The 24606-nt window shown below is 62.5% G+C and carries 33 protein-coding genes and 2 pseudogenes; 2 read left to right on the top strand and 33 right to left on the bottom strand.

The window, feature by feature from the left end; all coding sequences use genetic code 11:
• Positions 1-47 precede the first annotated feature (47 nt).
• From ACIPIJ_RS02045 to ACIPIJ_RS02165, 25 genes and pseudogenes are all read right to left on the bottom strand, one after another.
• Positions 48-632 carry a tail assembly protein gene (locus tag ACIPIJ_RS02045; protein ID WP_060489882.1) on the bottom strand — a complete coding sequence of 195 codons (585 nt, stop codon included), beginning with the start codon at positions 630-632 and terminating at the stop codon, positions 48-50.
• On the bottom strand, positions 629-1411 hold the full coding sequence (locus ACIPIJ_RS02050) for a C40 family peptidase (protein ID WP_401072245.1): 783 nt from the start codon (positions 1409-1411) through the stop codon (positions 629-631). The genes ACIPIJ_RS02045 and ACIPIJ_RS02050 overlap by 4 nt, the downstream gene beginning before the upstream one ends.
• A gap of 3 nt (positions 1412-1414) precedes the next feature.
• Entirely contained in the window at positions 1415-2116 is a 702-nt protein-coding gene (locus ACIPIJ_RS02055) for a phage minor tail protein L (RefSeq protein ID WP_029885683.1), read from the bottom strand.
• 34 nt (positions 2117-2150) lie between these two features.
• Positions 2151-2498, bottom strand: coding sequence for a phage tail protein (locus tag ACIPIJ_RS02060; protein ID WP_103446294.1), 348 nt, complete (start codon positions 2496-2498; stop codon positions 2151-2153).
• Positions 2498-5899: a phage tail tape measure protein gene (locus tag ACIPIJ_RS02065; protein ID WP_401072247.1), complete on the bottom strand. Its 3402-nt coding sequence runs from the start codon at positions 5897-5899 to the stop codon at positions 2498-2500. The genes ACIPIJ_RS02060 and ACIPIJ_RS02065 overlap by 1 nt, the downstream gene beginning before the upstream one ends.
• Before the next feature lie 43 nt (positions 5900-5942).
• Positions 5943-6758: a hypothetical protein gene (locus ACIPIJ_RS02070; RefSeq protein ID WP_401072249.1), complete on the bottom strand. Its 816-nt coding sequence runs from the start codon at positions 6756-6758 to the stop codon at positions 5943-5945.
• Positions 6759-6848: 90 nt separating this feature from the next.
• Positions 6849-7103 carry a hypothetical protein gene (locus ACIPIJ_RS02075; protein ID WP_401072251.1) on the bottom strand — a complete coding sequence of 85 codons (255 nt, stop codon included), beginning with the start codon at positions 7101-7103 and terminating at the stop codon, positions 6849-6851.
• Between the two features lie 29 nt (positions 7104-7132).
• On the bottom strand, positions 7133-7471 hold the full coding sequence (locus ACIPIJ_RS02080) for a phage tail assembly chaperone family protein, TAC (protein ID WP_054886651.1): 339 nt from the start codon (positions 7469-7471) through the stop codon (positions 7133-7135).
• Between the two features lie 9 nt (positions 7472-7480).
• Positions 7481-7642 (bottom strand): annotated as a pseudogene (locus ACIPIJ_RS02085) (phage tail tube protein); the annotation flags it as partial.
• 231 nt (positions 7643-7873) lie between these two features.
• A pseudogene (locus ACIPIJ_RS02090) lies at positions 7874-8206 on the bottom strand (phage tail tube protein); the annotation flags it as partial.
• A gap of 52 nt (positions 8207-8258) precedes the next feature.
• Entirely contained in the window at positions 8259-8627 is a 369-nt protein-coding gene (locus ACIPIJ_RS02095; protein WP_401072253.1) for a DUF3168 domain-containing protein, read from the bottom strand.
• 7 nt (positions 8628-8634) lie between these two features.
• Positions 8635-9099, bottom strand: coding sequence for an HK97-gp10 family putative phage morphogenesis protein (locus tag ACIPIJ_RS02100; RefSeq protein ID WP_401072255.1), 465 nt, complete (start codon positions 9097-9099; stop codon positions 8635-8637).
• On the bottom strand, positions 9092-9433 hold the full coding sequence (locus ACIPIJ_RS02105; RefSeq protein ID WP_401073404.1) for a phage head closure protein: 342 nt from the start codon (positions 9431-9433) through the stop codon (positions 9092-9094). Before ACIPIJ_RS02105 ends, ACIPIJ_RS02100 begins: the two co-directional genes overlap by 8 nt.
• The gene (locus ACIPIJ_RS02110; RefSeq protein WP_401072257.1) at positions 9433-9909 is read right to left on the bottom strand and encodes a head-tail connector protein; all 477 of its coding nucleotides are present in this window, start codon (positions 9907-9909) and stop codon (positions 9433-9435) included. The genes ACIPIJ_RS02105 and ACIPIJ_RS02110 overlap by 1 nt, the downstream gene beginning before the upstream one ends.
• Before the next feature lie 3 nt (positions 9910-9912).
• On the bottom strand, positions 9913-10302 hold the full coding sequence (locus ACIPIJ_RS02115) for a hypothetical protein (RefSeq protein WP_401072259.1): 390 nt from the start codon (positions 10300-10302) through the stop codon (positions 9913-9915).
• Between the two features lie 43 nt (positions 10303-10345).
• On the bottom strand, positions 10346-11560 hold the full coding sequence (locus tag ACIPIJ_RS02120) for a phage major capsid protein (protein ID WP_103446284.1): 1215 nt from the start codon (positions 11558-11560) through the stop codon (positions 10346-10348).
• 14 nt (positions 11561-11574) lie between these two features.
• Positions 11575-12450, bottom strand: a complete 876-nt coding sequence (locus tag ACIPIJ_RS02125; RefSeq protein ID WP_401072261.1) for a head maturation protease, ClpP-related — start codon at positions 12448-12450, stop codon at positions 11575-11577.
• Positions 12451-12463: 13 nt separating this feature from the next.
• Positions 12464-13861, bottom strand: coding sequence for a phage portal protein (locus tag ACIPIJ_RS02130; RefSeq protein WP_401072263.1), 1398 nt, complete (start codon positions 13859-13861; stop codon positions 12464-12466).
• The gene (locus tag ACIPIJ_RS02135) at positions 13861-15558 is read right to left on the bottom strand and encodes a terminase large subunit (RefSeq protein WP_401072265.1); all 1698 of its coding nucleotides are present in this window, start codon (positions 15556-15558) and stop codon (positions 13861-13863) included. Before ACIPIJ_RS02135 ends, ACIPIJ_RS02130 begins: the two co-directional genes overlap by 1 nt.
• The gene (locus ACIPIJ_RS02140) at positions 15555-16028 is read right to left on the bottom strand and encodes a hypothetical protein (protein WP_401072267.1); all 474 of its coding nucleotides are present in this window, start codon (positions 16026-16028) and stop codon (positions 15555-15557) included. The genes ACIPIJ_RS02135 and ACIPIJ_RS02140 overlap by 4 nt, the downstream gene beginning before the upstream one ends.
• Before the next feature lie 149 nt (positions 16029-16177).
• Positions 16178-16516, bottom strand: coding sequence for an HNH endonuclease (locus ACIPIJ_RS02145; RefSeq protein WP_401072269.1), 339 nt, complete (start codon positions 16514-16516; stop codon positions 16178-16180).
• Positions 16516-16764, bottom strand: coding sequence for a hypothetical protein (locus ACIPIJ_RS02150; RefSeq protein ID WP_401072271.1), 249 nt, complete (start codon positions 16762-16764; stop codon positions 16516-16518). Before ACIPIJ_RS02150 ends, ACIPIJ_RS02145 begins: the two co-directional genes overlap by 1 nt.
• A 50-nt stretch (positions 16765-16814) precedes the next feature.
• Complete coding sequence (locus ACIPIJ_RS02155) at positions 16815-17060, bottom strand: hypothetical protein (RefSeq protein ID WP_401072273.1); 246 nt, start codon at positions 17058-17060, stop codon at positions 16815-16817.
• Positions 17061-17063: 3 nt separating this feature from the next.
• Positions 17064-17387, bottom strand: a complete 324-nt coding sequence (locus tag ACIPIJ_RS02160; RefSeq protein WP_401072274.1) for a phage holin, lambda family — start codon at positions 17385-17387, stop codon at positions 17064-17066.
• Between the two features lie 63 nt (positions 17388-17450).
• Entirely contained in the window at positions 17451-18086 is a 636-nt protein-coding gene (locus ACIPIJ_RS02165) for a hypothetical protein (RefSeq protein WP_401072276.1), read from the bottom strand.
• 159 nt (positions 18087-18245) lie between these two features.
• Here ACIPIJ_RS02165 and ACIPIJ_RS02170 point away from each other — a divergent pair, with 159 nt between their 5' ends.
• Both ACIPIJ_RS02170 and ACIPIJ_RS02175 read left to right on the top strand, forming a co-directional pair.
• Positions 18246-18428, top strand: coding sequence for a type II toxin-antitoxin system HicA family toxin (locus ACIPIJ_RS02170; RefSeq protein WP_016715573.1), 183 nt, complete (start codon positions 18246-18248; stop codon positions 18426-18428).
• 37 nt (positions 18429-18465) lie between these two features.
• Positions 18466-18867, top strand: coding sequence for a type II toxin-antitoxin system HicB family antitoxin (locus ACIPIJ_RS02175; protein WP_060494649.1), 402 nt, complete (start codon positions 18466-18468; stop codon positions 18865-18867).
• A 49-nt stretch (positions 18868-18916) separates the two neighbouring features.
• Here ACIPIJ_RS02175 and ACIPIJ_RS02180 read toward each other — a convergent pair whose 3' ends face one another.
• The 8 genes from ACIPIJ_RS02180 to ACIPIJ_RS02215 all read right to left on the bottom strand — a co-directional run bounded on the left by ACIPIJ_RS02180 (position 18917) and on the right by ACIPIJ_RS02215 (position 24603).
• Positions 18917-19207, bottom strand: a complete 291-nt coding sequence (locus ACIPIJ_RS02180; RefSeq protein ID WP_401072278.1) for a hypothetical protein — start codon at positions 19205-19207, stop codon at positions 18917-18919.
• Positions 19208-19370: 163 nt separating this feature from the next.
• On the bottom strand, positions 19371-19760 hold the full coding sequence (locus ACIPIJ_RS02185; RefSeq protein WP_400630030.1) for an antiterminator Q family protein: 390 nt from the start codon (positions 19758-19760) through the stop codon (positions 19371-19373).
• A complete protein-coding gene (locus tag ACIPIJ_RS02190; RefSeq protein WP_401072280.1) occupies positions 19757-20044 on the bottom strand; it encodes a hypothetical protein in 288 nt (95 codons plus the stop codon). Before ACIPIJ_RS02190 ends, ACIPIJ_RS02185 begins: the two co-directional genes overlap by 4 nt.
• The gene (locus tag ACIPIJ_RS02195; RefSeq protein WP_401072282.1) at positions 20037-21371 is read right to left on the bottom strand and encodes a tyrosine-type recombinase/integrase; all 1335 of its coding nucleotides are present in this window, start codon (positions 21369-21371) and stop codon (positions 20037-20039) included. Before ACIPIJ_RS02195 ends, ACIPIJ_RS02190 begins: the two co-directional genes overlap by 8 nt.
• Positions 21368-21694, bottom strand: a complete 327-nt coding sequence (locus ACIPIJ_RS02200) for a Lar family restriction alleviation protein (RefSeq protein WP_401072284.1) — start codon at positions 21692-21694, stop codon at positions 21368-21370. The genes ACIPIJ_RS02195 and ACIPIJ_RS02200 overlap by 4 nt, the downstream gene beginning before the upstream one ends.
• Positions 21695-21708: 14 nt before the next feature.
• Positions 21709-23091: a replicative DNA helicase gene (locus ACIPIJ_RS02205; RefSeq protein WP_401072286.1), complete on the bottom strand. Its 1383-nt coding sequence runs from the start codon at positions 23089-23091 to the stop codon at positions 21709-21711.
• Positions 23088-23888, bottom strand: coding sequence for an ATP-binding protein (locus ACIPIJ_RS02210; protein ID WP_401072288.1), 801 nt, complete (start codon positions 23886-23888; stop codon positions 23088-23090). The genes ACIPIJ_RS02205 and ACIPIJ_RS02210 overlap by 4 nt, the downstream gene beginning before the upstream one ends.
• On the bottom strand, positions 23869-24603 hold the full coding sequence (locus ACIPIJ_RS02215; protein WP_401072290.1) for a helix-turn-helix domain-containing protein: 735 nt from the start codon (positions 24601-24603) through the stop codon (positions 23869-23871). Before ACIPIJ_RS02215 ends, ACIPIJ_RS02210 begins: the two co-directional genes overlap by 20 nt.
• Positions 24604-24606: the final 3 nt, after the last annotated feature.

Genomic DNA, 24606 nt, shown 5'->3' on the forward strand with positions numbered 1-24606 from the left:
TCCAAAAACGAAAAAACCCGCCGAAGCGGGTCAGGTGTTGCCGGCGATCACAGCCGGTCTTGCGTGTAAATTCCCCCGGACTCGACGGCCCCGCCGATCTCCCGCTCGCCGTACAACAGCGGGTAGGGGTTGCCCTGGGCGATCGTCGTGACCGCACCACCGAAGCCATAGCTGGGGTTGTTGCCGTCCTCGTTACGGTCCAAGCCACCGGTTTTTGGGGTTGGCGACAGCATCTGCACGACGCCGGAGGCGGCCATCGCCGCCCCGCCCGCGATCATGGCGACGCCGTAGGCGGAGGTCGTGCCGAACGTGAAGTAGCCAGCGACGATCAGCACCACACCGAGGATGGTCGTGAACAAACCGGCCTGCTTGCTGCCCTGGATGATCGGCGCGATGCGGATATCGCCGGCGTCGTCGCCCTTCAGGTCCAGATCATCCGCTGAGAGGTTGCGAGTGCCCGAGAACACGGTGAACACCAGGCCCCGCTCTTCACCGTTGGACAGGAACTCCTCGAAGCCTGGGACCATGTTGCAAAGGGCCTGAATGGCATCGCGGGTGCTGTTCACGTCCAGAACGTACTCGCGGCCGAAGTGCTTGCGCAGTACGCCGTACAGCTTCACCGTGCGCTTCATGGTTGGTAGTCCTTGTGCCGCAGGATCAGCCGGCAGCGGCTGGCCATCGACCAGCCGTAGACCTCGCGAGTCGACGCCCTGCCGGCCATGTGGTGGTAGATGAATGGCCCGCTGCCACCGAGTGATGCCGCCGGCTCACTGGTAAGGTCCGGTTGACTGCCCAGGTAGATGGCCGCGTGGTTCGGGTGGAAGCACGGCCGGCCAGGCGATGGCACCATGAACACCAGCATGTCGCCACGCTGTGGCACGTCCACCTGGTAGAAACCGGCGCCAGCGAAGTTCGCCTCGTACAGGCTCGGGCCGCCCTCCTGCTCCCACCACAGGTCATCCCGTTCGAAGTTGGGCAGCAACAGCCCGGCCTCGCGGGCGTACCAGTCGCGACAGGCGCCCCAGCAGTCGAGCAGGCCGTGGGCGAACTCGCGACCCAGCAACGGGGCCTGGTAGCCGGACGGCTTGAACCACTGCATATCGCCGCCGGGCCAGCCGACGATGCCCCACGGCACCTCATGGAGCTCGCAGCTGACCAGGTCAGCCATGCTCGGCATGGGCGCGGCGTCGGGGTGGCTGTGCACGATCGCCAGCAACTCGCCCTGGTCTTCGGCATTCGCCAGGTCCTCGTGGTGCAGGCGGAAGTTCTCCCGCGGCGTCTTCGCCAGGTTGCGACATGGCACGTAGGTCCGGCCCTGGTCGGTCTTGATCAGCACCCCGCACGCTTCGGCCGGGTACTCGCGTTCGGCATGCTCGCGGATCGCGGCCTGCAGTGTCTGGTTGATGCGCATCGATTACCTCGAACTGGCGATCAGGCTCGCGCCCATGGAGCCGCCGAAGCGGCGGGTGTTGCCGCGGAGCTTGCAGCTCTTCCACCGCCCCGGGCAGCGGTCGAGCGCCGGGTTGTCGGTGGGCTCGTCCTGCTTGGTGTACATGGCTGCGCCGGTGTAGGCGCAGGCCTCGCCCCGGTACTGACCCCGGCAGGCCCAGCGGCACAACTTGGTGATCTGCTGGCTCGGCAGCATGATGCCGCCCATATCCAGCGGGCTGGACAGCTGGAACGTCACCTGCTGGCGGTCTTCATCGGTCTTTTGCTCGATGTACCAGAGGTTTTCCCGCGCCTGGTTGGACGCCTCCGGGTTCCCGTCGGGGAAGTTGGCCGCATCGAGGAAGTGCCGGAAGGTTTCGATGACCTTCACCTTGGAGCCGACCAGGTCCTTCAGGGCCAGGCACAGCGCGGTGACCGCGCCCCTCACCCCGTTGATTTCGTTGACCAGCTGCAGCGTCGGCGTGGCGGGCCGTCCGTCGCCACGGATGTCGAAGCCCTTGGCTTCCAGCTGCATCGCCGAGTACAGCTGGCCCTGCCAGATGATGTCGGCCTCTTGGGCGTGGCCGTGGAAGCGCATGATGTTGCCGCCCAGGCGCGTCGCGTCCACTTCGAACAGCCGGATCTGGTTGCCCGGCTCGAGCTTCTGGATATCGGATTCGAATGTCATGGTGCCTCAAAAAGAAAGACCCCGCAGTGCGGGGTCAGTAGGGGGTGAATGTCTGCTTCATGGTGAAGCTGATCTCAAACAGCCCGGCACCCTTCGGGTCGAGCTTGTAGCCGTTGGCCTTGTACCGGCCCTGCGTGCCGCCCGGCGGCGTCCAGAGGAAGGACTTGTAGCCTTCGTGACGGTCGAGGAAGTCGCGCATCAGGCGCAGTTCTTCGCCGGCGTCGAGGCTGCCCACGGCCTTGTGCGACCACTCCTGGGTCTTGGTGTTGATCCCGGTGCCGCCGGCCTGGGTGTAACCGTCACCGAAGTCGTTCTCCCACACCCGCTGCTTGATCTCACCAGCCGCACCCACCCGGGTGCAGAAGCTGAACGTTTCCGCCATCACCGTCTCCAGAGAATGCCGCCCTGCTGGGTGGCCTTGTAGATCGCCTGCTCCATTTGCTCCTCCAGCCCCTTGGCCATCATTTCACCCTGTCGGCGCGCGGCGTCGTCGCTCATGCCGGGCTGCGCCTGGACAGTGACAGGGGCGTTGATGGTGACACCGCCGCCCCCTCCGCTGCTGGTGTCAGCGTTGTTCGCATTACGCAAGTACTGGGTCAGGTCCTGGTTCTGGTTCGGGTTCAGCACCCGTTCCCCGCCGTCGAGCAGCCAGGTACCCTCTCGCGGAATGTTGTCGAGGCCGTTGTGAGCCATACCCATGAGGGATGTGGATGCCACGCCGGCCACCATCGGCGCCGTGGCCATGGCTGCGGCCATCGCGGCACCAGGCGCCAGGGCCGGACCGACGATAGGGATCGCGGCAGTGGACGCATAGGCAGCCAGCTGGGCCTGGAACGAGGTCGCCTGCGCGTTGGCCACCATGCCCATAGCTGCAACCGACTGTGTGCTCTTACCGACCAGCAACTGCACTGCCTGGTACACCAGCCACTGCGCGGCCATGTCCGCCAGGGTATCGATCATCGACTTGGCGAAGCCGGTGACCATGTCCATAAGTGCATCACCAGCATCCTCAGACCCCGTTGCCACATCACTCAAGAACGATCCGAGCTCGCTCCTAGCGCTGCCAAGAACCGAGGTAGTCGCATCCGCAGCAATGGCCGAATAGTTCGTCGCGGCATCCGCGAAGTTCTCCCAGGCACTGGTGACACCATCCATCCAGTTGCTCTGCGCTTCGTCGAGCTGGCTGTAGTAATCGTTCTGCAGCTCCAGGCGCTCGGCCAGCGCATCGCTCAGCACCTGGGTTTCCTGGTCGTACAGGTCCTGGCTGATATCGCCGCTGTTGCGCTGCAGCACCAGCTCGCGCTGCTGGCGGTTGAAGTCTTCCTCGATCGCCAGGCGCTCTTTCAAGCGTTCCTTGTACTCATCGCCGCGGCCGGCGCCAGCAAGTTCCTGATCGAACCCGCTTTTCGCGGTCTGGTAGTCCTCGTTCACGCTGGAGCGGAAGGAGGCAAGCTTTTTGGCATCCTCCTCGGCCTGCTTCAGCTTCTTCAGCGCGTCGAGCTCAGCCGCCAGTCCTTCCAGGCGCTTGCGCTGCTGAGCGTTGACGCCCTCCAGCTTGCCGGTGGAGACCTCGAAGGCCATCTTCTCCACTTCGGTGGCGTTCTTGCGCTTGTCGGTTGAGGTGTTGATCAGCTCGATCTGCCGCTGATACCCCTCCTCCATCTCCTCGAAGCGCCGGCTCAGCGCCTTGCTGTCCTTGTCTCCAGCCTTCGATTCCTTCAGGGCCTTGTTTGCCTTGTCAATCGCGGCAGCGGCGTTCAACGCCTTCTTCTCGTCGTCCGGCGAAAACTTCATTGCGCCGGCGGCGATCTGCGCCCGCAGCTTCTCGACCTCGGTCAGCTTGCCCGCGACAACTGCCTGTTTTTCGAGGTTCTTGAGGTAGGTGCTGCCCTCCTTGTCAGACGCCAGGCGGGAGCTGTTCAACTCCTTCTGCACCGACTGGATGGCCAGCTTGAGCGCGTCAGCCTTCTCCTTCGAGGCGTCGAGCGACGTTTCGAACGGAACATCGCTCTTGTCGTCGACGCCTTTCTGGAAGCGCTCCTGCAGCTTTTCGGTTTCCTTGAGCTCGGCCTGCAGCCCCTTCAACCGATCCTGCAGTTGGTCGTAGGACTGGGTGCTCAGGTTCTCCGGAAGCATCGACCTGGAGGCCTGGCGAATGCGCGTCGAGGCATCCTCGAAGGCGTTCGCCGCCTTGCCGGCACCCTCCTCTGCTTTATCGCCGAAGTCGATGAAAGAGAGCGCCAGCGCTCCGACGGTCAGAATCAGGCCTGGCCATCCGGCGGCCATGCGCAATACGGCTGCACCGGCCGTCCGCAGAGTCACGAGAGCAGCGCCCATTGTGGTTGCGGCCGAGAACCATGCGCCCATTGCTACAGTCGATGCCGTCTGGGCAACGGTAACCTGTGTGGTTGCCACTGCCAGCGCTTCCTTGGCCACCGTTTGCTGGTTGATCGCCGCAGTCATCTGGGCGGATGTTGCAAGCGTCGTGGCTGCCAGCTTTGCCTCTGCCGCTGCAAGCTGATTGGTAATCGCAACCTCAGCCAGCCTCAACTCAACCATCCTGGCCACCGCCTGCTGACGGCCAACATCAGTGATCTGTGCCTGAAGCCTTTGGGCTTCCAGCACTTTCTCAGCAGCCAACGCTGCCTGTACCGACTGCAGTCTCGCAACGTCCGAGGCCAGTACCTGGCGATCGGCGCTGACCCTAGCTTTCGCGCTGGCAACGGCCCGCGCCGCAGCCTCCACATCAGCAGCAGCCCCGGCACGAACTGCCTCGGCCCTGCGCAGCTCGCCGGCAGCGGCGACCGATGTCATGTAAGTCTGCTGTTTTGTGGCCTGGAAATCTGCCCATTTCGCAGCGCTGGAATTCACGAACCCGGTAGCCACGCGCGCCAGGGCCACATAGAGCCCGGTTTTCAGCAACTGGGTGTAGGTTTGAACGCCGTTGGTGTCCCATGCCTTGGATAGCTCAAGGACTGCGCTTACGAAGGTCTTCGTCACGCCAAGCGACTCGTCAAGCGTGCCAATGACCTTGATTGCGCTGTTCTCCATCACCTGAAAGGCTCCGGAGATGGTGGTTTGCGATCGCGCAAACGAATCATCAATCGCTCGGGTCTGGTTGAGGATCGCGGCGAACACCTCCTTGGAGGTCAGCTTTCCTGCCTCACCCATAGAGCGAAGAGACTCGCGCGCGACACCAAGACCATCTGCAATCGCCTGAGCCAAGCCTGGCGCCTGCTCAAGGACAGAGTTCAATTCTTCCCCGCGAAGCACGCCGGAGGCAAATGCTTGGCCCAACTGCACCAAGGCGCCCTGGGCCGCTTCCGCAGAAATACCGCTCGCGGACATTGCTTTACTGATGTTCTGCGTTACCTGGGCGATCTTCTCTTGGCTTGCGCCAAGCTGTCCGGAGGACGCTGCGATGCGCTGGTAGAGCTCCGCAGTTGCGTCCAGCGACGACTGAGAGTTCTGCGCGATCGAGAAGACTGCCTGAGACTGCCTTGAGAAATCTTCGAAGGTCTCCGAGACCTGCTTGATTCGGTTTTGGACGCCGACCCACGCCTGCGAATAATGGACGATCTGCTGGGCGCCGAGATACGCAGCAGCGGCACCGGCGATGGCCTTGAAGGAGGACATGACGGCCGCTGAAGCACTGTCAGCGTGACGCTCAACCTGAGCCATACTCCTCTGAGTTGATCTTGCGGCTTGATCCATGCCCTGCTGGAAACCGCCAATCCTGGCGATCAAGTCGAGGGTCAGGGTGCCTAGGGAGCGACTCGCCATGCTTTCCTCCAGGCGAAAAAAAGCCCGCGAAGCGGGCTCACTATTAAAGAGATTTGAATCTAACTCTTGCGCCCTCGGAGACCACTTGCTTGGTTCTGATGTTTACCACGCTAACCGCAGCGATCTTCGAGATAACAAAATAATTATGAATTGTCGCCTCGCGCTTATTGGTTATTGTTGCTGTACCATAGCGCGTCTCCTTTTGAAGAAACCCAGGTATAGGCTCAAACACAACAGCAAGCCTCAAGTCATTCTTTTGAGCTTTAAACTCTTCCGCCGACATATTAAGCTTTGCCATCAAGTCGACAAAAACTACACCAACTGCTGGCTTGGGTACGGCGGGCCCAACTAAACTCACCCTGTCGATCTCGACCTCATCGACAACCGCTTTTGCCCCATACGCATTCTGCCCAACGAACTCCCCGGTTTTGTGCTCGGTGTCCGGAAGCATAATTGAGTAATAGCTGTTCTTATAGTCTGAAAGGGATGCCGACCCGCTCCTGAAGCCCATTAACTGTGCGTCACTCATGCTTTGGCTAAATGTCAGACCTCCGCCAACCTTATCAAAATCGATTTGATAATCTTTCACTTCCGACATTACTGCAGAAAGTCCTAGACCGGCCATTCTGGCTTGGAACTTAGAATCGGTCTCGTACTTTTCCTGCCCCCCGCCGAGCGAATTGAGCTTAGTGATAAGCTCGCTCGGAGATGCATATAAAGAAAACCGCCCATCAAAAACAAATGGCCGGATATCGACATAGGCCTCAGAAGGGCCAGGCCTCTGATATCTTGCACTGCCAGCTGGCTGAACGCAGCCAGAAATAATAGTCGCTAGTACCAATATCCATATCGCCCTCATCAACATTCCTCTTCACAGTGATGTATTGGTCACCATAAGTGATGACGAGGGCTAATCTAACATGTCAGCGCAAAGTGCTCTTGCCAAAGGTTAGCTCCATGTGGCCATAGCCTGCTCCAGATCCAACCCCGGTCGGACGTGGTGTGGCAAGAAGTCGTAGAGGTCGGCCTTGCCGCCGCTGCCTCGATTGACCTGCAGCGCGATCAGCCCGGCAGCGAGTTCGATACGCCGCACCAGGTTGAGCGATCCGTGCTTATCCCGGTAGGCGACCCAGGCCAGCACTTCCGCATAGGACAGCGTGGCCTTGGCCTCGGCGATCGTAGTTCCGCCTATCCCGCTCAGCACCAGCTCATGCCACAGCTCGTCGGCCGGGGTTAGCTCTTTGCCGGCGGGTTGTTCACCTCGTTGACGGCATTGAGCAGGACGATGCCCAGGGCCGAGTCGAGGTTGACGGCATCATCGAACGGCAGCTCCTCGGTGCCGTCCTTGCCCAGCATGATCGAGGCGGCCAGGTAGCGGGCGTTCTTGAAGCGCTCGGCCTCGCCGCCGGCGAACATGGCCTCCATGACGCCGAAGGCGTGCCGGCGCACGTGCACGGTGAACTTGTCGGTGATGGGCTTGCCGTTCTTGTCGGCGTGCTTCCACTCAACTTCCTTCGGCACCAGGGCGTCGGCGATGACGCCCCCTTTCTTCTTCAGTTGCGCGAGATCCATGATTACCCCTTATTCGGTTTTCGCGATCCAGGCGGAGCCGCCCGAGCGCTGGATGGAGACCGCGGTGCTGACCACGGCGTTGGCGGCGAAGTCGAACGGGAAATCCGCGACGTAGCCTTCGTAGACGAACCAGGTGCGCGACGGCGGCAGCACGAAGTCTTCTTCCGTGTTGACGGTGGCGATAGCGGCGGCGCCGGTACCGGAACCACCGGTGAAGGTGACGCTCGGGGTACTGGTATAGCCGGCGCCGGCGTTGGTGATGTTGATGGCCACCACCGCATCATCGTCGAGAACAGCCACAGCAGTGGCGCCGCTGCCACCGCCACCGGTGAGGGTGACCGTCGGTGCGCTGGTGTAGCCGCTACCGCCGTTGCTCACGGTGATCTGGTCGAGGCTGCCAGCTGCGGCGACGGTCGGCACCGCGGTACCGTCGGACCAGCCAACGGCCCACTTAACGGTGGTATCGCCGTCGGCCTCGGACATCTGATGCAGTCGGATGTGGCTCGCGTTCTTCGGATCGGCGTTGATGGTCAGCGAGGCCTGGCCCGGCGTGCGCAGCCCAGGCTTGTAGGTTCGCTCCCTGGAGCTGAGGCAGGTGTCCTCGATCTGCTCCTTCGGGGAGCCGCCAGGGTTGAATGCGGTGGCGCACTCAACTTCCATCACGCTGCGGGGCCCGGCGCCGGTAAGCGACGGGGCCAGGGCAAAGACCTGGGTACCTTGAGTCAAAACAGACATGGATATCTCCTGTCGGGCAAAAAAAAGCCCGCACATGGCGGGCTTGGTAGGTTCAGCGGGGGACTATCCAGTCCACGTCGAAACTTCGGTGGAAGTCCTTTGTATCCGGGTCGCGGTCAGTGGCTCCCCAGCGGACGACATAGGCGCGCGGCTCGATCGCTGCACAGAGCGCCTTGGTGACGGCCAGCACCGGCGCGCCGGTTGCGGCATACACGTCCAGTTGCAGGGTGAAGCCGTCGGCGTCAGGCCTGCCGGCCAGGTAGTTTTCAGGGCTGCCGGAAATCACGCTCCAGACGACATATGGCTTGATCGGTTTTTCCGGCCCTTCCCCGAAGGAATACAGGCGGCAATCGATGCCAGAGCCGATGAGTGCGGCCACCCCGGGGTCTGCCGAGCAAACGGCGAAAATTGGCGCCTCCATGGGTTCCTCACAGTGCTGCGTCGATTTCCTGCCCGAACACCTGCACGAAGCGCTCGGTCACGGCGTTGACGTTCGTGGAGAACGCCGGCCGCATGAATGGGGCGGGCGGGTTGTGCTGGGTGCCGAACTCCAGGTAGCGCCAGTGTCGGGTGTCGCCGCCGGGGTTGCCGCTGGCGGCCTGGCTGTGCTGGTTTGAACTGGCGCCGCCGCGAACACCGACCTTCATCACCACGCCACCTTCGCGCCGCCCCTGACGGGCAGATTCCTGGATGATGATGTTCTTCCAGACCTTCTCGGCGGTTTCTGGATCGTCGAGTGCCCGCGCCCGCGCCTTGGCGTCGTCCCTGACGATGTTCATGGCCTGCCGGGCAGCCTTGCGCAGCCCACTGCGGCGCAGTTTTGACGCCAGGCCGACCATCTTGTCGGTGGCAGCCTTCAATCCCTGCAGGCGGACACTGATACCGTCAGCCATCTTTCACCCCCTTCGATACCAGGATCGTCAGGTACTCCAGCCCCGAGTTTGGATCCGCCAAGGGCGGCCCCTCCATGCTGTAAAACTCATCGCGGTAAACGATGCGCATAGTGGGCAGTAGGCCGGCGCGGTATCGAATCACCATTCTTGCCGTGGCCTCGGACTGTGCGGCCTGAGCCGCCACCAGATCGCGGGCCGATAGCGGCTCGACGCGCGCCGGACACTTCGGCCAGCGCGCCACCCACTGGGGTTCGCCGTAATCACCGGTAACCGGATCTCGGGGAGTGGTCATTTCCTCGATCTCAATGCGGTGCCGGAGCTTACCGGCCTGCATCACACACCCATCCGGATGCGGTACGGCATCAGCAGATGCTGGGACGCCAGCGGCAGCTCGACAGCAGTAGTCCCGGTGACCACTTCCTCACGGTTGGCGAACAGGTGACCCAGCTTCAGCAGACAAGCAGCTTGGATCGCAGGGTTGAGCACCATGCCGTAGGCGATGGCGTCGGCCTGATCGTAGGCGTCTGCCAGCGCCTGGCGGGCGTGTTCGAGCAGGCGGCAGCGCAGGGTGTGGTCCTGCTCAGCTTCCGCAGCAGCAACCGCCGCAGCGTTCGCCTCCTTGGCTTGCTGCATGGAAGCCGACACGCCGGCGCGGGCCTGGTCGAGGGCCACCTGATCCAGGTAGAAGCGGCGGTTGAGGAAGTTCATCGCCGCATCCTCCGCCGCGCCAAGTTGCGCCTCGACCAGCACCTGGTCTTCCGGTTCGGCCAGCAGGTGATGCATGGCCAGATCGATGGCGATCACAGGCATGGATTACTCCTCGGTCTGCGCCGGCTCGCCACCGGCGATCAGTCGCTCAGCTTCCGCAGTGGCTTCTTCCTGATTACCGGAGAACACGCCAACCTGGTTGCCTTCAACGTCCACCACGATGTACTTGCCAGCGCCCTTGTGCTTAGCCTTGAAGGTGGCGACTGGCGGAGCAATCGGCAAGGCTACCGGCCCCAGGCTGCTGGTGGTCAGCACGCCCGCGCCAGCGGCATCTTCCTCCGAAATGGTCACCACCACCTCGCCTTCGGAGTCGTCCAGTTCGGCATAGCCCTTCTGGATCAACTGGCGTCCGTGCTGCTCGATGGTTTCGAAGGACGCTCCCGCAACCAGCGTCTGGCCGCCCAGGTACAGAGGTTTCAGGGTTTTCAGTTTCATCAATGCCTCCAGGGGCCGCCGATCGGGCGGCCCTCGTTCAGGGTTACGGGGCGACCGGCGCGGCGAAGTCACCGAAGATGAACGCTTCCGGACGTTTCACCGCCAAGGCGGCACGCTCTTCGCAGCGGATCGAGATCAGGTTCTTCTCGAAGTCGTCGGCGTTCTCGGTCGAGATGACCACGTTGGCGTCTTCGCGGTCGAACAACTGAGCGCCGGTCTGGAATGCGCCAGTCAGGAACTTGCCCATGAAAGCAGCGACCTCGGTAGCCACAACAGGCAGCCCCCACAGTACAGGGCCAGCCAGTCCCAGCGGGTTGGCGAGGATGTAGCGGCCCAGCGTGTCCTTGGTCAGCTCGATCTTCGCCCAGTCCATGAAGTGCAGGACATGGCCGGAAGCCGGCAATCGCGCCAGCTGGGCTTGCAACATCGCCAGGCGGAGATCATCGATGCCCGAACGATCCTCCACCTCGAAGGCCGGGACATATTTCGAGGCCTGAGGGACGATGCCGTGCAGGTGCACGCCAGTGCCGTCACCGAACAGGATCTCCTGCTCTTCGACGTACTTGAGGCCGTAACGCATTTCTACGTCGATGGTCGAACCCAGCTGGGCGAAGTCGTCCAAGATCTGCTTGGAGGCCTTGAACATGTGGGCGATGGTCGATACCGCGGTGAGCTTCGACGCGAATTCGATGCTCGAGTAAGGCTTGGCAGTGCCCTCGGCCACGACCTTGGCGGCGTTGGTGAAACCGGTCTGCTGCACCCAGAAGATCGCCGGGGCGGTAGTTCGACCCGGGGCGATCAGGTCGCGGATGAACAGGCGCTGCTTCGGCGCGGTGTCGATCCCGGGCAGGCGCTGAGGCTCGACGATGCCGGCGGGAACATCGGTGGACAGCAGCGCGGCGCTGACCGGGATGTTCACGCGCTTGCCGCCCTCGATGCTGGCCGCGAACTGTTTCAGCGCTTCGCTCTTGATCACCACGCCGCCGAGGCTGTCCTGGGTTTGCGGAGTGCCTGGCGAAGGCAGGCGTGCGAACTCCTGTTCGAGCTCGCCCAGCTGGGCTTTCAGCTGCTTCTCGGCCTCGGTCAGGCTGTTGAACTTGGTGGCCATCTCGTCGACGGCGGCCTTGGTTTCTTCGGAAAGGCTGCCGGCCTTCTTGGCCTCGGCCAGGGCGTTTTCGGCCTGTTTACTGAAATCGCTGGTCGCCTGTTTGAGCTCGGCGGAAACCTGCTTGAGCAGGTCAGCGGTATTGTCTGCCATGGGATTGTCTCCGGTTACTTGAGGGCTGCTGCCGAGAACCGCGACATGGCGGCCTGTAGATCGGCAAAGTGGGCGGCCAGATCGGCCTGGTTTTCGGCAGCGCTGCGCGTACCGGAGGGGGCAGCGCCAGGCGTGCCACCCTTGAGTTCTTGAATGAGAGATCGCCGCTCGGATCGGGGCATGCCCTGTTTGGCCAGGATCGCGTCCAGTCGCCGAGCTGCGACCTGGTGCGGCGCCCTGGCCTGCGGGTCTTCCTGCGCAGCGTCCGATGGGAGAAGGCCGTCAGCGAAGCCGGCGTCGACAGCCGAGCTGCCGCCCATCCACGTCTCTACGTCCATGAGGGCGCGCATCGAGGCGGCCTCATCGCCGGTCCTGACCGAGTAGATGTCAGCCAGGGTTCCGTCGATCTGGTCGAGGAAGTCAGCAACTTCGGTGAAGTCGTTCCGGTCGCCCGCAGCGATGGTCCAGGCGTTGTGGATCATCATGAAGCCGGCCCGCGCGATCTGGATTTCATCGCCAGCCATGGCAATGAACGAGGCAGCCGAGGCAGCCAGGCCAAGCACCTGTACGGTCACCTTGCCCTTGTGCTCGCGCAGCAGGTTGTAGATCGCCAAGCCTTCGAAAACATCGCCACCCGGACTGTTGATCTTCACGGTGATGTCTTTGTCGCCGATGCTGCGAAGTGCGGCACTGACGCGCTTGGCGGTGACGCCCTCGCCCGTCCACCAGTCCATACCGATCGGGTCGTACATGGTGATGGTGGTGGAGTCGTCACCGGCCGCCGCCTTGATCGCTGGATTCCAGCGCTCCATGGCCTTCGGCAGTAGGTCGGACTCGACGCGCGCGTGCGGTCGCACCGCCGGCGCCGCCGGTAGTGTCTTGAGAGTCATGGGTTACTCCAGGTCAGGCCGCTTTGAGCAGCGGCATCGATATCAGCGCGTGGGCCATCATGGGTCCGTCTGGGTTCCCGGCTTCCAGAGCCTGAGATGCCAGCTCGACCGCCTTGTCGATGGCCTCTCGGTCATCGTTGTTGCGTGCCGAGACCAACCGCAGCATGAACGCCGAGGCCGCCGGCGAGACGCCTGCACTCGGCTTCCCGAGCTGATCCAGGGGCACCAGTGCAGACTGGACCGTGTAGGTGTCGCCACCCGGTATAGGCGGCAGGTTCTCCAGCCGGCGCACCTCGTTGCGGGACATCCAGCCATTCTGCAGGGCCGTGTTGTACCAGGCGCCGCGGCCGGCGCTGTCCGCGCGCAGCAGGCCTTCCACTGCAAACTCAGCGAAGTAGTCTTCAGCATCGGCTTCACCGATCAGGCAGCGCGTGATCTCCTGCTCGATGTTGACCAGCAACGGCCGCAGGCTGTTGGTGAGGAAGTGCAGGTTCTGCGCCTCAACCGAGGCAGCCCAGCTCGACTGCTTGTCCATGTGCCCAACCATGAACGGTGGCACGCGGAACCAACGGCACATTTCCTCGATCCCGAAAGACCTGGACTCCAGCATCTGTGCCGCCTCAGGGTTCATTGTGATGCCCTGGTACTTGAAGCCGGCCTCCGCCACCATGATCTTGCCGGCGTTCTTCGATCCCATGAACGCCTGCATGCTGGCCCGCAGCTGCTCGCGCTGCTGCGGCGTGATCTTGGCGTCGCTGCTCAGGATGCCGGATGCCTGCATCCCCTGTGCGAACACCTTCGCCGCGGCCTCCTCGATCGCCATGGCCGAGCCGAAGATCTCGCGCCCGGTGGTGACCGGAAGCATCCCACACACCCCGTCCAGGCCAAAGCCGCGGATGTGCATCAGGTTCTTCTCGGGAATGTCGCGATCCACGCCATTCTCGTTGTACGTGTACTTCAGGCGCCCGTTGTCCTGCCGCTTCACCCTCATGGACTGGGGCAGAAGCGGTACCAAGGCAATGATCCTGCTGCCGATCATCTTCTTCTCGACGAAGGCATTACCTCGCAGGCAAATGCTCGCCACCACCAGCAGCATGAAGCGCTGCGGGGTCATCTCGGCGTTCGGGATACGGCACAGCACGCGGTACAAGGGATGGTCTCTGGCAACCTCCCGAGAACCGTCGGGGAGGCGCCGGTACAACTTGAGCGGCAACGTGGAGACGGATTCGGACAGCAGCCTCACGCATGCCCACACCGTGGACAGCTGCATGGCTTTGTCGACCGATACGTGCTTACCAGATGCAGAGCTGCCGAACCACTCTTGCCAAAATGCGCCGTCCTTCAGGCCGATGGGCACCCCGAGCCAGTTTTGCAGCGCAGCCTTCACCCGGCCCGGTTTCTTGTCGGCCATCAGATTCCTACCATGATCGGGTTATCAAAGAAGCCCTGGAGATCACCAGAGCCTTCGGGGTTCAGGGCCATCAGGGACACAGCGTCAAACGTCGACATCAGCGGGTCGATCTTTGCCGAGCCGCTGGCCTGCTTCGTGATGGTGATTGCGTTGCCTTGCGGGACGATGCGGGCATTACCGACACACCAGTTCATCATCGCCCTACCGCAGTGAACGAGTTCACCACCGGCAACCTTGCGTTCAGTGGTTTTGATTGCGCCGTTGAGCTTCCAGCCCTGCGAGATGGCCACGATCTGCTCCATGGTGATCGCTCGCTCTTGGGTGGTCAGCTCGTCGACGATGTCACCGATGCCGGCAGAATCGACGCCGATAGCCAGTTTCTCCGGCAACAAGCCGCGATCCCTGATGTCGCAGATGATGTCGGCAACCTGCTGCACATCGTCACCAGGTCGATCAACAACGGTCAGGTCGCCGGCCTTCTCGAAGTCCCTCAGTGCGCTGGAGATATCCTTCCGCCGCTCGAACACGATGTTGTGCGCCCAGGCGTGGGCCCAATGGAGCCATCGACGAGTAAGAGGCTCGCGGCCAAGCACGGTCAGACCAAGCAAGTCGTCAAGACCACCACCGTCTATGCCAACCGTCACCACTTCGGAGCGCTGCAGCAGGCTCTCCAGGGTCAGGCCAGCCTCAGCCGCCGATTCCCAGTGGTCAGCGCCTGCCCAACGGTCTGACCGCAGGTCCAGGCCGATCTCGACGTTGAGGTGCTTCGCTAAGAAGCCGCGTATGGCCCCCTCGCCCTCTGCCTGCGCCTCCTGATACTTCTGCTCGATCACCTCTTGGTCGACAGAAAGCCCCCAGTTGGGGTTGGTCACATGAGCGTTTGCAAGGTCGCGGTGCTCGTTCCGCTTGATCATCTCTTTCGGGAACTCGTAGATGACCGGGAGGAAGCGCCGGTCCTCGATTTCGCCGTCACGAACTTTGCGCGCGTACTCGAGCTTGGCCTTGAAGGCGCCAGCCGGCGGCTCATCGGACTGAGTGGTGCAGTAGAAAACGAACCCCTCTGGGCGTGACGCCAGGCCGCCAGTGGCTTCAACCAGCATCTTCGCCGACTTGGCCTGCTTGCCGAACTCCCAGAGTTCGTCGATGAACACGCCAGTGGCTTTCTTTCCGGTGACGGTGGCCGAGTCAGCCGCCACCACCTTCAGAGTTGCCTTGTTCAGGTTGTCGGTGACGATCCGGTTGTATTCCTGCACATGGAACCTGGCCTGCAGGTCTTCGTCCGCATCGATCATGTCCCGTATTGGCTTGAAGGCGTTGTCTGCCGCTTCCTTCGTCGGCGCCAGGATCAGGAACTCGCCGGAAGGCCGGGTGTTCAGGATCAGGGCTGTGAGCATGATGCCGGCGGCGATCGTCGACTTTCCGTTCTTCTTGCTGACCATCAGGAAGTAGTTGGTGATCAGCCTGCGGCCGGCGTCGGCGTCATACGCGCCGAAGAGCGCGGCCACAACGTCGAGCACCCAGCTGCGGCAGGTATCCCCCATCAGGGGGCTCCCATCGGCATCGACCATTCGAAGGTTGCAGAACACGTCGAGGGCATCTTCTGCCTGCTCGGGGAAGATGGGTTCCACCGGCACGAGCGCCTGGCCACGGACGATCCTGCTCTCCCAGTCGGGGCACGCGGTAGTCCACTTCTTCATTTGACGGCCTTCAAATGGCGCTCACGCAGCCCAAAGCGGTTGCCGCTGGCTCCCACCTTCGCCGCGTCTTCAAGCTTCTGTTCCTTTTTGCCCATGCCGGACTTCTTGCCGTGAAAGTACGGCAGCGCCGACTGAGCGGCATTGCGCCGATCAAAGATCTTGGCCTGGGGGTCGTTCATCAGCGCCAGTAGCCAAACGAGTGGATCATCGGTGCAGGGCAAATCGACCAGGTCACCCGACTCGTCACCTGGAGGAGCGGACTCGAAGGTCTCGCGCTCTGTCTCCGGCTTAACATTTCGGGGCGCCTTTAACTTTTCCAGCGCGGCAACAACGTCGGGGTCTTTGGCGAGCCGAGAACCTGCTGCCGAAGCGCTGCCCGCCGCGTAGCCTGCGGCTTCCGCCGCTTCGCGATTCGAGGCACCAGCAGCCTTGGACTCGACAAAACGGCGCTTTTTCGATGTTAACGCCATTAACAAAAACCTCTGAAACGGGGAAAAATTTCACGCGTGCGGGGACGGGTGGTCTGGAAGCGAAAAGCCATGAACTCTCGACCCACCCCTCCCCTTGAATCGGGGGACTAACGTGCTTCACTCGCCTTGAAGCACGCCATTGACGTGCGTCATCCGATCTGGCCAGCGGCCTCCTCGGCAGCCTTCACCACGTCATGGCACGGACGGCAAAGGGTCTGCCAGTTGCCCCGATCCCAGAACATCTTCATGTCGCCCCTGTGCGGGATGATGTGGTCAACCACCGTGCCGGCGGTCACCCTCCCTTCGCGTTGGCAGTACACACAGAGCGGGTGAGCTACGAGCCAGCCGGCCCGTGCTACTTGCCACTTGTACCCATAGCCGCGCTGGGCAGCTGTCCACTTGGCCGTCCGCCATGAGTCCGGGTTGACCGTTGCCAGCCTTGATGGCTGGGCCTGCATCGCTGGCTTGAGGGATGTGAGCCTGGCCATCAGCGGCCACCGTGAACAGGCGCGCCGCTCAGATAGACTTGAGGAGCAGCATCAGTGTCCAGGCCCTGGTCATCGGCCAGTGCCTGGAGGAAGCTGGCCAGCAACTCATTCGTCTTTGCCTGTTCCGCCAGGATCTGCTTGAAGATCGACAGGAACGCCTGCTGGTTCTGCTGGATCATCTCCAGTTGCTCCGGCGTCACCTTGACCTCGGCCAGGGTTACCGTCGAAGAGTGATCGGGCTCGCTCATATGCCACCTTTGTCCATTTGTTGATCCACTCGCGCCGGGCGGCGCATCCACTACAGGCCATCGCCTTCAACTGCCAGTTTGTTGCCATCAACCATGAACACCACGGTGAGGCGAACAGGCTGGCCTGGCTCGCTATGCAGGGTCGTGCTGATCTGGTTCGGCAGGACAGAGCCGTCCTCGGCGTGTAGCGCAAACGGCGACTCCAGGCGACGCTCGCCGGGCGTGTACCGACGGCCATCGTCCGCGAGGCTGGTCACTTCAACGTCGCGGACAAGCCGCTTCAAGATCATCTTCATGGCTTACCCTTGGGCTTTACGCGACAGGAACAGGTCGGAGTAGCCGCGAAGCTTCTCCACCCCCATGAACCCGACCATGCCGCCGGCGAAGGTGGCCATGCCCTGCGGCAGGCCCAACCATTCGAGCAACGGCACCAGGGCCAGGGTGATTAGGCCGCACAGGGCGCCCTCCAAGAACATCTGCCGGCGAGTGCCGCCGCCATACACCACCCGGAGGACAGCGATAGCAACGGACAGGCCGGCGGCATACAACTGCGGCTGATGGGCAAGCACCCAGGCAATCAGGGCGGCCCACAGGCCGGGATCTTTCTCTGGCATATGGGCCATCTCGATTCCTCCCGTTGCGGGGAGCGCAAAAAGAAACTCGCTCAAGGCGGGTCATGGTGTGTTTCAGGATTGGTGCAACATCCCGCCAGGCTTGAGTTCGTCACGCAGCAGATTGCGGATTGCGTCAGCCAGTTGAGAGCCGATGTGGAGCTGCGGGTCGGCGGTCAAGCCGAAGCCAGCGGCATAGCGTTGACCTTGCTCGTTCGACTTGATCTTGACCTCGAGCCCGCCCAGGCTGACTGCAGCGCTCTCGACTGTCGACTTGGCGACGAACACCTGCCCGTCGACCACAACGAATGGCTCCCCGGGCTCGTTGGCGCGCTTCACCACTTCCAACTGGCCAGCACCTGCCTCACGCAGAACAGTCTGTGCGGCCCGGATCTGCCGGGCAGTCTCGCCGTGGAAGACCACCTTGCCCATACGCAGTCGCTGGACTGCCTGGCCGACATCGATAAGCAGATCTGGGGGCTCGCAGCTGGTCACGCGGCTCGTCAGGCTTGTGGTAGCGCGGGCTTCCGCGACCCTGTTGGTCAGCGCGGTTACATGGCCGCCTTCCGCGGTGACGGTGCTCGACAGCGCCGAGACGGCCGTGGCGTCTGCTTTCGTTGCAACCTGGCTGCTCAGCGCACCCACCTGTACCTGAAGGTTGCTAACCGAAGCTGACAGGGAAGTGATTGCCGCGAGAACTGGATCGGACATTTGCTTGCTCCAGATACGAAAAAGGCCCACCTGAATGGCAAGCCTTTGAAAATTGAGGTGGACCCAAAAACAAAACTATACCTCTAGGCGCATCTTTTCCCTTTACTAGTTATGCGCCTAGAGGTATAATTTCAGCATCAACCACACAAGGAGACGGAGGTGCAAAGCAGGCAGTTGATCAAGGAGCTTGAAGCAGCTGGATGGGTTCTAAAACGTGTCACCGGAAGCCACCACATCTTCAAACACCCCAACAACCCAAACTCGATACCAGTGCCACACCCCAAGAAGGATCTACCAATCGGCACGGTAAAGAGCATCAAGGAACGAGCCGGGTTGAAATAACCCGGCTTCACCCTTTGCACCTCTGTAGGAGACGAACATGCAATACCCAATCTGCATTGAGTGGGGCGACGAGAACACCGCCACCGGCATCCAGATCCCTGACATTCCGGGCGCTGTAACAGCGGGCGACACCTTCGAGGAGGCCTATTCCTCTGCCGTCGAGGTCGCTCACATCATGCTGGAAGAGATCGCCAGTAACGGCCAGGCCATCCCGATGCCAACCAGCGCCGCGGCACATCGGGACAATCCCGACTTCGCTGACATGGGCTGGGGCATGCTGGAGATCGACATCACGCCGTACCTGGGCAAGACCGAGAAGGTCAATGTCACCCTGCCAGGCTTCGTGATCCAGCAGATTGACCGGTACGTGCGGGACCACAACGTGAAGAGTCGATCCTCATTCCTGGCAGATGCTGCCATGGAAAAACTGGGCCGCTGAGAACGAAAAGCCCCGCTCTGCGGCGGGGCTACACCACTTTGAAAGCAACTTAGAAATCAAAGAAACTCGCAGTTTTCTCGTCTTTTCCTAAATAGTCATGGCCTGCCCAGGTTGGCTTGAAGCTCGGCTCATCATGCTCTGCAGGAACTAGAACTATGTAGCCAGCGGTTTCCAGCAGGTGCAGGTGATAATCCACTGCTTCTCGGCGCCCTGCTTCATGGTCTGGATATTTTTCCGCGAACACCGCTTGGATTTCTTCGCGGTAAAGCCCGACGCCCGTGTGATCCTCCACAACGAGAATCTCAAGTAGCTCCAAAGCCAGCTTAGTATTGCGCTGCATGCTCATCCCTCTGCAAGTTATGCCAAATGGCCATGCCGAGGTTATCGTAGCCCGCAGAAACAAAAAACCCCGACGCAATGGCCGGGGTTTGTCTGTGTCGCGTTGCTTGCAAGCTGGACACGCTGCTATGAAAACAGGTGTTTATCCGCCCGCATAGAGGTTTTTACGCCGCCTCGCGGATTTCTTCGAGCGCGCAATCGATCCATGCAACGCCGGCCTTGATGATCTCCCGCGCCTTGCGTTCCGACATACCCGCTTCCCGTCCGACTCGCATGGCCGGGTGCTTGGATCCGTAATAGGCCCACACGAAGTCGCCCATCTGCTGGTTGCGCTTCGTCAATCTGGCAACGGCGCCGTCAATGATCAGCGCCAGGTCGTCGGTGATGACGTGCTGCCGGGCACCGCCCTCGCTGGGAACGTTGTCGCGCATGAGCGCGTAGAGCGGCGACACGTAGCGTGGCACCCCCATCTCGCACATTCGCCACCACCCCCACTGCTCCAGCAGGTATTCGGTATCGCCCAGTGCCTTGTCTGTGTAGGTCCGTTTCTTCATGCAGCCCTCCGGGGCGTTGGGTCGGTGTCCAGGCCAAACAGCTCGCACAGCAGCTTGTAGGCGTGTTTGTTCTTGGCGCCGCCCTGGATGATCCAGGCCTTGGCGTATTGCTCGAAGCCCTGGGCGGCCCGGGAGCCGTGCCAGTCGGCCACGATGTCCATCAGGGCTGCGGAGGCGATCCGTCCGTTGATCTGCTCCAGCAGCAGGCGGTTGCCCTGCTTCAGGAACTGCCGCTCGACGGAGGTCAGGCTTTTGCGCGGCATGGCCGTTGCGACGTTACTCATGGCCATCTCCTGGCTTGGATTCTTGATCGTGCATCCTCCCTTGGGATGGATGCTGTGAGGTGCTGCAACCCACGCCGTTAGTGGCGTCAGCAGTTGCAGGCTCGGTTCTGTGTCCCGGCAATGTCTCGGCGTGAATGGCGGCGAATCCCTGCCCGTCGAGGTGTTGATGCCAGGCCTCCAGCGCCTGACGCTTCAGGCCCTCGGCCGTGGTGTGGATGTAGGTGGCGTCGAGGTCCCTCATCGCGTGGTTCAGCAGCAACTCGCCCACCATGTAATCCACGCCGAGGTCGGTCCATGCCGTGCGCGCCACCTTGCGCAGGTCGTGGCTCGACCACTCGCCCTTGGCCAGATCGGTGAACAAGGTGTTGGCCTGGCTCGGCCCCAAGGGTGCGCCGTGGCTGCCGGGGAACAGCAGCGGGCCGGTGTAACCCTGAGCGGCCTGCGCGCGCCGGTATCGCTGCAGCAGGGCGCAGGCCTGGGTAGTTAGCGGCAGCGTGTGCTCGGCCTTCGTCTTCGTGTCGGCGGCTGGGATGAACCAGCGCCCCGCATCGAGGTTGACGTTGCGCCAGCGCGCCAGCCGGGTTTCGCCCAGCCGCGAGCCATGGCACAGCATCATCAGGGCCAGCATGCAGCCAGCCGGCTCCACCTCGAAGCGCTCGGCCACCGCCGCCAGCAGGCTGGGCACGTCGTCGCCGCGAAGGCGCGCCGGCTTGGGCCTGATCCGCGTCCGCACGAAGTCGGTGAACTTCAGCGAGGCCATCGGGTTGATCGGCAGCAGGTCCAGACGCAGGGCCTGGCGGAACGCCGCCGAGAGCACACCGTAGACCGAGCGCACGAACGACAGGGCATAGCGCTCCTGCAGCGGCCACATCAGGCGCTGGTCGATTGCCTGCTTGTTGGCTTCGGTCAGCAGCAGGTCGCCCAGGCGCGACACCAGGTGTCGATTTAGCGCGGACTTGGCGCTGGCCTTGCGCTTGGCCGACAGCCCCTTGTCGCGGCTCATCCGATCGCGGTACCAGGCCAGCACATCACCCACCGTGGCCCAGTTGGTGGTGGTGGACTTGGCGCCAGCATCGACGGCGCGGCGCGCTAGGATCTCCGGCAGTGTGGCCAGCATGGTTTTGGTGCTGATCCCCGGATAGTCACCGGCCTTACCCCAGCGCCCGCGCACCACTACGTGCCAGGCGCCGCGGCTGCGGTCCACTGTCGAGAAGCGGAACCGCAGCTCCCGGTGCCGGGTGTCGCGCAGCTGGAAGACGTTGCCGGCAGCCTGCCGGCGGATCTCCGCGTCGCTCAGGGTGACGGTGAGGGTCTTCGCGTCGCTCATACCTCCCTCCTTGGCCACAGGTTCAGCCCATTCTGGTCGCCGGCGTCGTAGCAGGGCCTGGCCTTGGCGTGGCGGTTGTTCCAGCTCTCCACCGCGATCCGGATCACGTCGACTACCTGCTGGTCATACAGGTGCTCGAACGTGCTCAGAGACAGGGTGTCGATGTGCGGACCCTGCGCGCCACAGTCGTGGCACCAGACGTGCGCAGAGATGATCGGGAACTCGTCAGCGGGGTCGAAGCAGTGATCCTCGGCAATCTCGGTACCGGCCTCGTCGAGGGCGGTGACGCACGGCGGCCCTTCGCAGAACGGACAGGGCGCCATCTTGATTGGCTCGATCATTGGCCACCCCCTTTGTAGCGCTGGGCGTAGCTGCCGCGCCCGGCTTCGATCTCGTCGTCACTGGGCAGCGAGCCGGCGAAGTTGGCGAACCGCCCGTACTGGCCTTCCTGCTGGACAATGCAGCTGCCCACGCGGGCGTGACGGCACTTGGTCATCAGGATTTCGGTCAGACCGTTCTGACCCTCCTCTGTGTCCATGTCGCGATGCACCATCAGGATGCAGCTGGCGTCCGCCTCGATCTCTCCGGAGTCGCGCAAGTCACTCGACTGCGGCTTCTTGCCGGGTCGCTTGGTCGAGTCGCGGTTCAGCTGGGCCAGCTCAATGACCGGAATACCCATTTCCTTGGCCAGCTGCAGCAGGGCCTTGCTGATCTTGCCGACCTCCTCCGTGCGCGACCGGCCTCCTCGCTCACTGCGCACCAACGTAAGGTAGTCGACCACAATCCCGTCCAGGCCGTGCTCGCGCTGGCACTGCCGGGCCGTGGCGCGGATGGTTGCCGGGGTCTGCACCGGATCATCACAGACGAACAGCGGAGCCTCCTTGGCCAAGCCGACGGCGCCAACCATCCTGGTCCAGTCGTCCTCGCGCATCTTGGCCGGGTTGTCCAGCTTGCGAAGGTCCACTCCGCCCAATGAGGCGATGGCGCGCAGCCCCAGCTCCTCGCCCGGCATCTCGATGGAGAACACCAACCATGGCTTCCGGTTCTTTACTGCGTTGTGCTGGGCGATCTGCAGGGCCAGGGTTGTCTTGCCGCTACCCGGCAGGCCGGCAATCACGGTGACCTTCTTGGGGCGAATGCCCTGCACGAGTTCGTCCAGCTTCTCGAGCCCGGTGACCGGCCAGGCCTGCCCGTTGCCGTTGAACTTGTCATCGACCATCTGCGCCGCATCCCCCATCCAGGCGTCCAAGCGCTTGAAGCCCTTGGTTTCGCCGTCGAGGTCGCGCAGGTCCGCCATGGCCTGCTGAGCGGCGGCGATGACTTCGGCAGTGGGCGCGCCGGCCTGCACCATCTCCTCCGCCTGTCCAGCGATGCCCAGGATATGGCGGATCACGCCCCACTCCTTGACGTGCTTGGCGTAGGCCTTCCAGTTAGCCAAGGACGGCACCTTGCTGGCCAGCTCTGCCGCGTAGGCCATGACATTTTCGCCGCTGGGCAACGAGCGCTGCACCGCGCTCAAGGTGACAGGGTCAATCGGCATCGCCTGATCACGACAGTCCAGCATGGTTGCGAACAGAGCTGCGTTGTCGGCGTGGTAGAAATCGGCTGAGGTCATTTGCCCCAGCATGTCCTCCACCAAGCCAGCGTCTTGCTTCATCGAGGCGTGGATGACAGCGCCGAGCACGCCATGCTCGGCCTCATCGCTGTACATGGCTCTCATGCTACGGCCCTCATGGACGCCCAGGTGAAGCCGACCATCTCGCCGCCGTTCTGCCGCAGGCGGTCAAGCGCGCGGTCGCCGATGTAGTTCTTCAGGCCGTCGTGCCCAAGATTCGAGATCAGCACGGTAGGTCGCACAGCCTGGTACCGGCGATCGATGATGTTGTGCAGCAGCCCCAGTTCGTACTCGCTGCCCTTCTGGCAACCGATCTCATCGATCACGAGCAGGTCAAGGCTGGCAAGGTGCACCACCACATCGTGGTCGGTGTAGCCGGAGCCAGGCGCCATCGATGCACGGGCAATACTCACGATGTCGCCGGCCGGGATGATGAGTGCCTCGCCGCGGTCAGCGACCACCGTGCGGACGATTGCGCTCCCCAGGTGGGTCTTGCCGCAACCGACGTTGCCGGTCAGCAGCAGGCACCGGCCGGCGCGGTAGTTGGCCGGGAACTGCTCGGCATACGCCCGACACTTCGCCAGCGCCCTGCGCTGCGGGTCGCCATCGACCTGGTAGTTGTCGAAGGTCGCGCCAGCAAAGCGCGGTGTGATGCCGGCAGCGATCAGGGCCTCATTGGCCTTCTCAGCCTTGTGCTGGGCATTGGCCAGGGCGTGAGCTTCCGAGTCGCGGGGCGCCATGTGCATGGCATCCCAGGCGCAGCGCTTGCAACCACGCGCCAGCATCGAGCCATCCAGCTGCTCGACCTCGCTCATGCTGACCTGGCCATGCACGGCACACTCGCCGTCGAAGATGCGCATGAAAGGGCGACGGTGGAACAGATCAGAAATTCGAACGGCCATCGTGGCTCTCCTGGTACATGTCATCGGTGTGCTGCGGAAGGTTGTTGAATGCGCTGCCTTGGGCTGCTGCGCCAGCTGGCTGCAGGACGTCGTGCCAGCGCTCGCCGTTGAGCCAGGTGGAGGCCATTGGGATGTACTGGCCGGCGTCCTTGGTCCAGTCGCGGGACACGCAGTGGCCGCCCAGCGCGGCGATCATCACAGCCTGCAGCTCAGCGTCCGGATTGAGCTTGTTCCAGGCCTTGAGGGCGTCCTTCCGGCTCTTCTTCTTCGGGTACAGCTTCCAGAACTGTTCGAACCCATCCGCCACCGATGTGCATATAGGTTTAGGTTCCTTGACTGGTTCAGAAAGGTGACTGGTTCTGGGGGCAGCTGCCGCCCCACCCCCTAGGTTTTCTGCCGCCCCAGGTGGGTTTTCTGCCGCCCCACCCCCTGGGGCAGCTACAGCCCCACCCCAGAGGTTCAGGTGAAAAACGTTCGACTGGTTCAGCTCGCCGTTGCGCCGGAACTCCCGGCGTACCAAGCCAGCTTTCTCCAGCTCGCGGATGTGCGTCTTCACCGTCGAGCGAGCGATCTCGCATTGATCGGCGATGTGCTGATACGACGGCCAGCACTCGCCCTGGTCGCTGGCGTTGTCCGCCAGCTTGATCAGCACCAGCTTGCGCAGCGGATTGCCGACCTTGGTCTTCATGGCCTTGACCATCAATTCCATGCTCATGGG

The organism is Pseudomonas sp. NPDC087185, from assembly GCF_044744955.1.
GTDB lineage: Bacteria > Pseudomonadota > Gammaproteobacteria > Pseudomonadales > Pseudomonadaceae > Aquipseudomonas.

Coding starts and splice junctions, on each gene's coding strand:
- ACIPIJ_RS02045 (WP_060489882.1), bottom strand. CDS start 632: ATGAAGCGCACGGTGAAGCTGTACGGCGTACTGCGCAAGCACTTCGGC.
- ACIPIJ_RS02050 (WP_401072245.1), bottom strand. CDS start 1,411: ATGCGCATCAACCAGACACTGCAGGCCGCGATCCGCGAGCATGCCGAA.
- ACIPIJ_RS02055 (WP_029885683.1), bottom strand. CDS start 2,116: ATGACATTCGAATCCGATATCCAGAAGCTCGAGCCGGGCAACCAGATC.
- ACIPIJ_RS02060 (WP_103446294.1), bottom strand. CDS start 2,498: ATGGCGGAAACGTTCAGCTTCTGCACCCGGGTGGGTGCGGCTGGTGAG.
- ACIPIJ_RS02065 (WP_401072247.1), bottom strand. CDS start 5,899: ATGGCGAGTCGCTCCCTAGGCACCCTGACCCTCGACTTGATCGCCAGG.
- ACIPIJ_RS02070 (WP_401072249.1), bottom strand. CDS start 6,758: ATGAGGGCGATATGGATATTGGTACTAGCGACTATTATTTCTGGCTGC.
- ACIPIJ_RS02080 (WP_054886651.1), bottom strand. CDS start 7,471: ATGGATCTCGCGCAACTGAAGAAGAAAGGGGGCGTCATCGCCGACGCC.
- ACIPIJ_RS02095 (WP_401072253.1), bottom strand. CDS start 8,627: ATGGAGGCGCCAATTTTCGCCGTTTGCTCGGCAGACCCCGGGGTGGCC.
- ACIPIJ_RS02100 (WP_401072255.1), bottom strand. CDS start 9,099: ATGGCTGACGGTATCAGTGTCCGCCTGCAGGGATTGAAGGCTGCCACC.
- ACIPIJ_RS02105 (WP_401073404.1), bottom strand. CDS start 9,433: ATGCAGGCCGGTAAGCTCCGGCACCGCATTGAGATCGAGGAAATGACC.
- ACIPIJ_RS02110 (WP_401072257.1), bottom strand. CDS start 9,909: ATGCCTGTGATCGCCATCGATCTGGCCATGCATCACCTGCTGGCCGAA.
- ACIPIJ_RS02115 (WP_401072259.1), bottom strand. CDS start 10,302: ATGAAACTGAAAACCCTGAAACCTCTGTACCTGGGCGGCCAGACGCTG.
- ACIPIJ_RS02120 (WP_103446284.1), bottom strand. CDS start 11,560: ATGGCAGACAATACCGCTGACCTGCTCAAGCAGGTTTCCGCCGAGCTC.
- ACIPIJ_RS02125 (WP_401072261.1), bottom strand. CDS start 12,450: ATGACTCTCAAGACACTACCGGCGGCGCCGGCGGTGCGACCGCACGCG.
- ACIPIJ_RS02130 (WP_401072263.1), bottom strand. CDS start 13,861: ATGGCCGACAAGAAACCGGGCCGGGTGAAGGCTGCGCTGCAAAACTGG.
- ACIPIJ_RS02135 (WP_401072265.1), bottom strand. CDS start 15,558: ATGAAGAAGTGGACTACCGCGTGCCCCGACTGGGAGAGCAGGATCGTC.
- ACIPIJ_RS02140 (WP_401072267.1), bottom strand. CDS start 16,028: ATGGCGTTAACATCGAAAAAGCGCCGTTTTGTCGAGTCCAAGGCTGCT.
- ACIPIJ_RS02145 (WP_401072269.1), bottom strand. CDS start 16,516: ATGGCCAGGCTCACATCCCTCAAGCCAGCGATGCAGGCCCAGCCATCA.
- ACIPIJ_RS02150 (WP_401072271.1), bottom strand. CDS start 16,764: ATGAGCGAGCCCGATCACTCTTCGACGGTAACCCTGGCCGAGGTCAAG.
- ACIPIJ_RS02155 (WP_401072273.1), bottom strand. CDS start 17,060: ATGAAGATGATCTTGAAGCGGCTTGTCCGCGACGTTGAAGTGACCAGC.
- ACIPIJ_RS02160 (WP_401072274.1), bottom strand. CDS start 17,387: ATGGCCCATATGCCAGAGAAAGATCCCGGCCTGTGGGCCGCCCTGATT.
- ACIPIJ_RS02165 (WP_401072276.1), bottom strand. CDS start 18,086: ATGTCCGATCCAGTTCTCGCGGCAATCACTTCCCTGTCAGCTTCGGTT.
- ACIPIJ_RS02175 (WP_060494649.1), top strand. CDS start 18,466: ATGCAATACCCAATCTGCATTGAGTGGGGCGACGAGAACACCGCCACC.
- ACIPIJ_RS02180 (WP_401072278.1), bottom strand. CDS start 19,207: ATGCAGCGCAATACTAAGCTGGCTTTGGAGCTACTTGAGATTCTCGTT.
- ACIPIJ_RS02185 (WP_400630030.1), bottom strand. CDS start 19,760: ATGAAGAAACGGACCTACACAGACAAGGCACTGGGCGATACCGAATAC.
- ACIPIJ_RS02190 (WP_401072280.1), bottom strand. CDS start 20,044: ATGAGTAACGTCGCAACGGCCATGCCGCGCAAAAGCCTGACCTCCGTC.
- ACIPIJ_RS02195 (WP_401072282.1), bottom strand. CDS start 21,371: ATGAGCGACGCGAAGACCCTCACCGTCACCCTGAGCGACGCGGAGATC.
- ACIPIJ_RS02200 (WP_401072284.1), bottom strand. CDS start 21,694: ATGGCGCCCTGTCCGTTCTGCGAAGGGCCGCCGTGCGTCACCGCCCTC.
- ACIPIJ_RS02205 (WP_401072286.1), bottom strand. CDS start 23,091: ATGAGAGCCATGTACAGCGATGAGGCCGAGCATGGCGTGCTCGGCGCT.
- ACIPIJ_RS02210 (WP_401072288.1), bottom strand. CDS start 23,888: ATGGCCGTTCGAATTTCTGATCTGTTCCACCGTCGCCCTTTCATGCGC.
- ACIPIJ_RS02215 (WP_401072290.1), bottom strand. CDS start 24,603: ATGAGCATGGAATTGATGGTCAAGGCCATGAAGACCAAGGTCGGCAAT.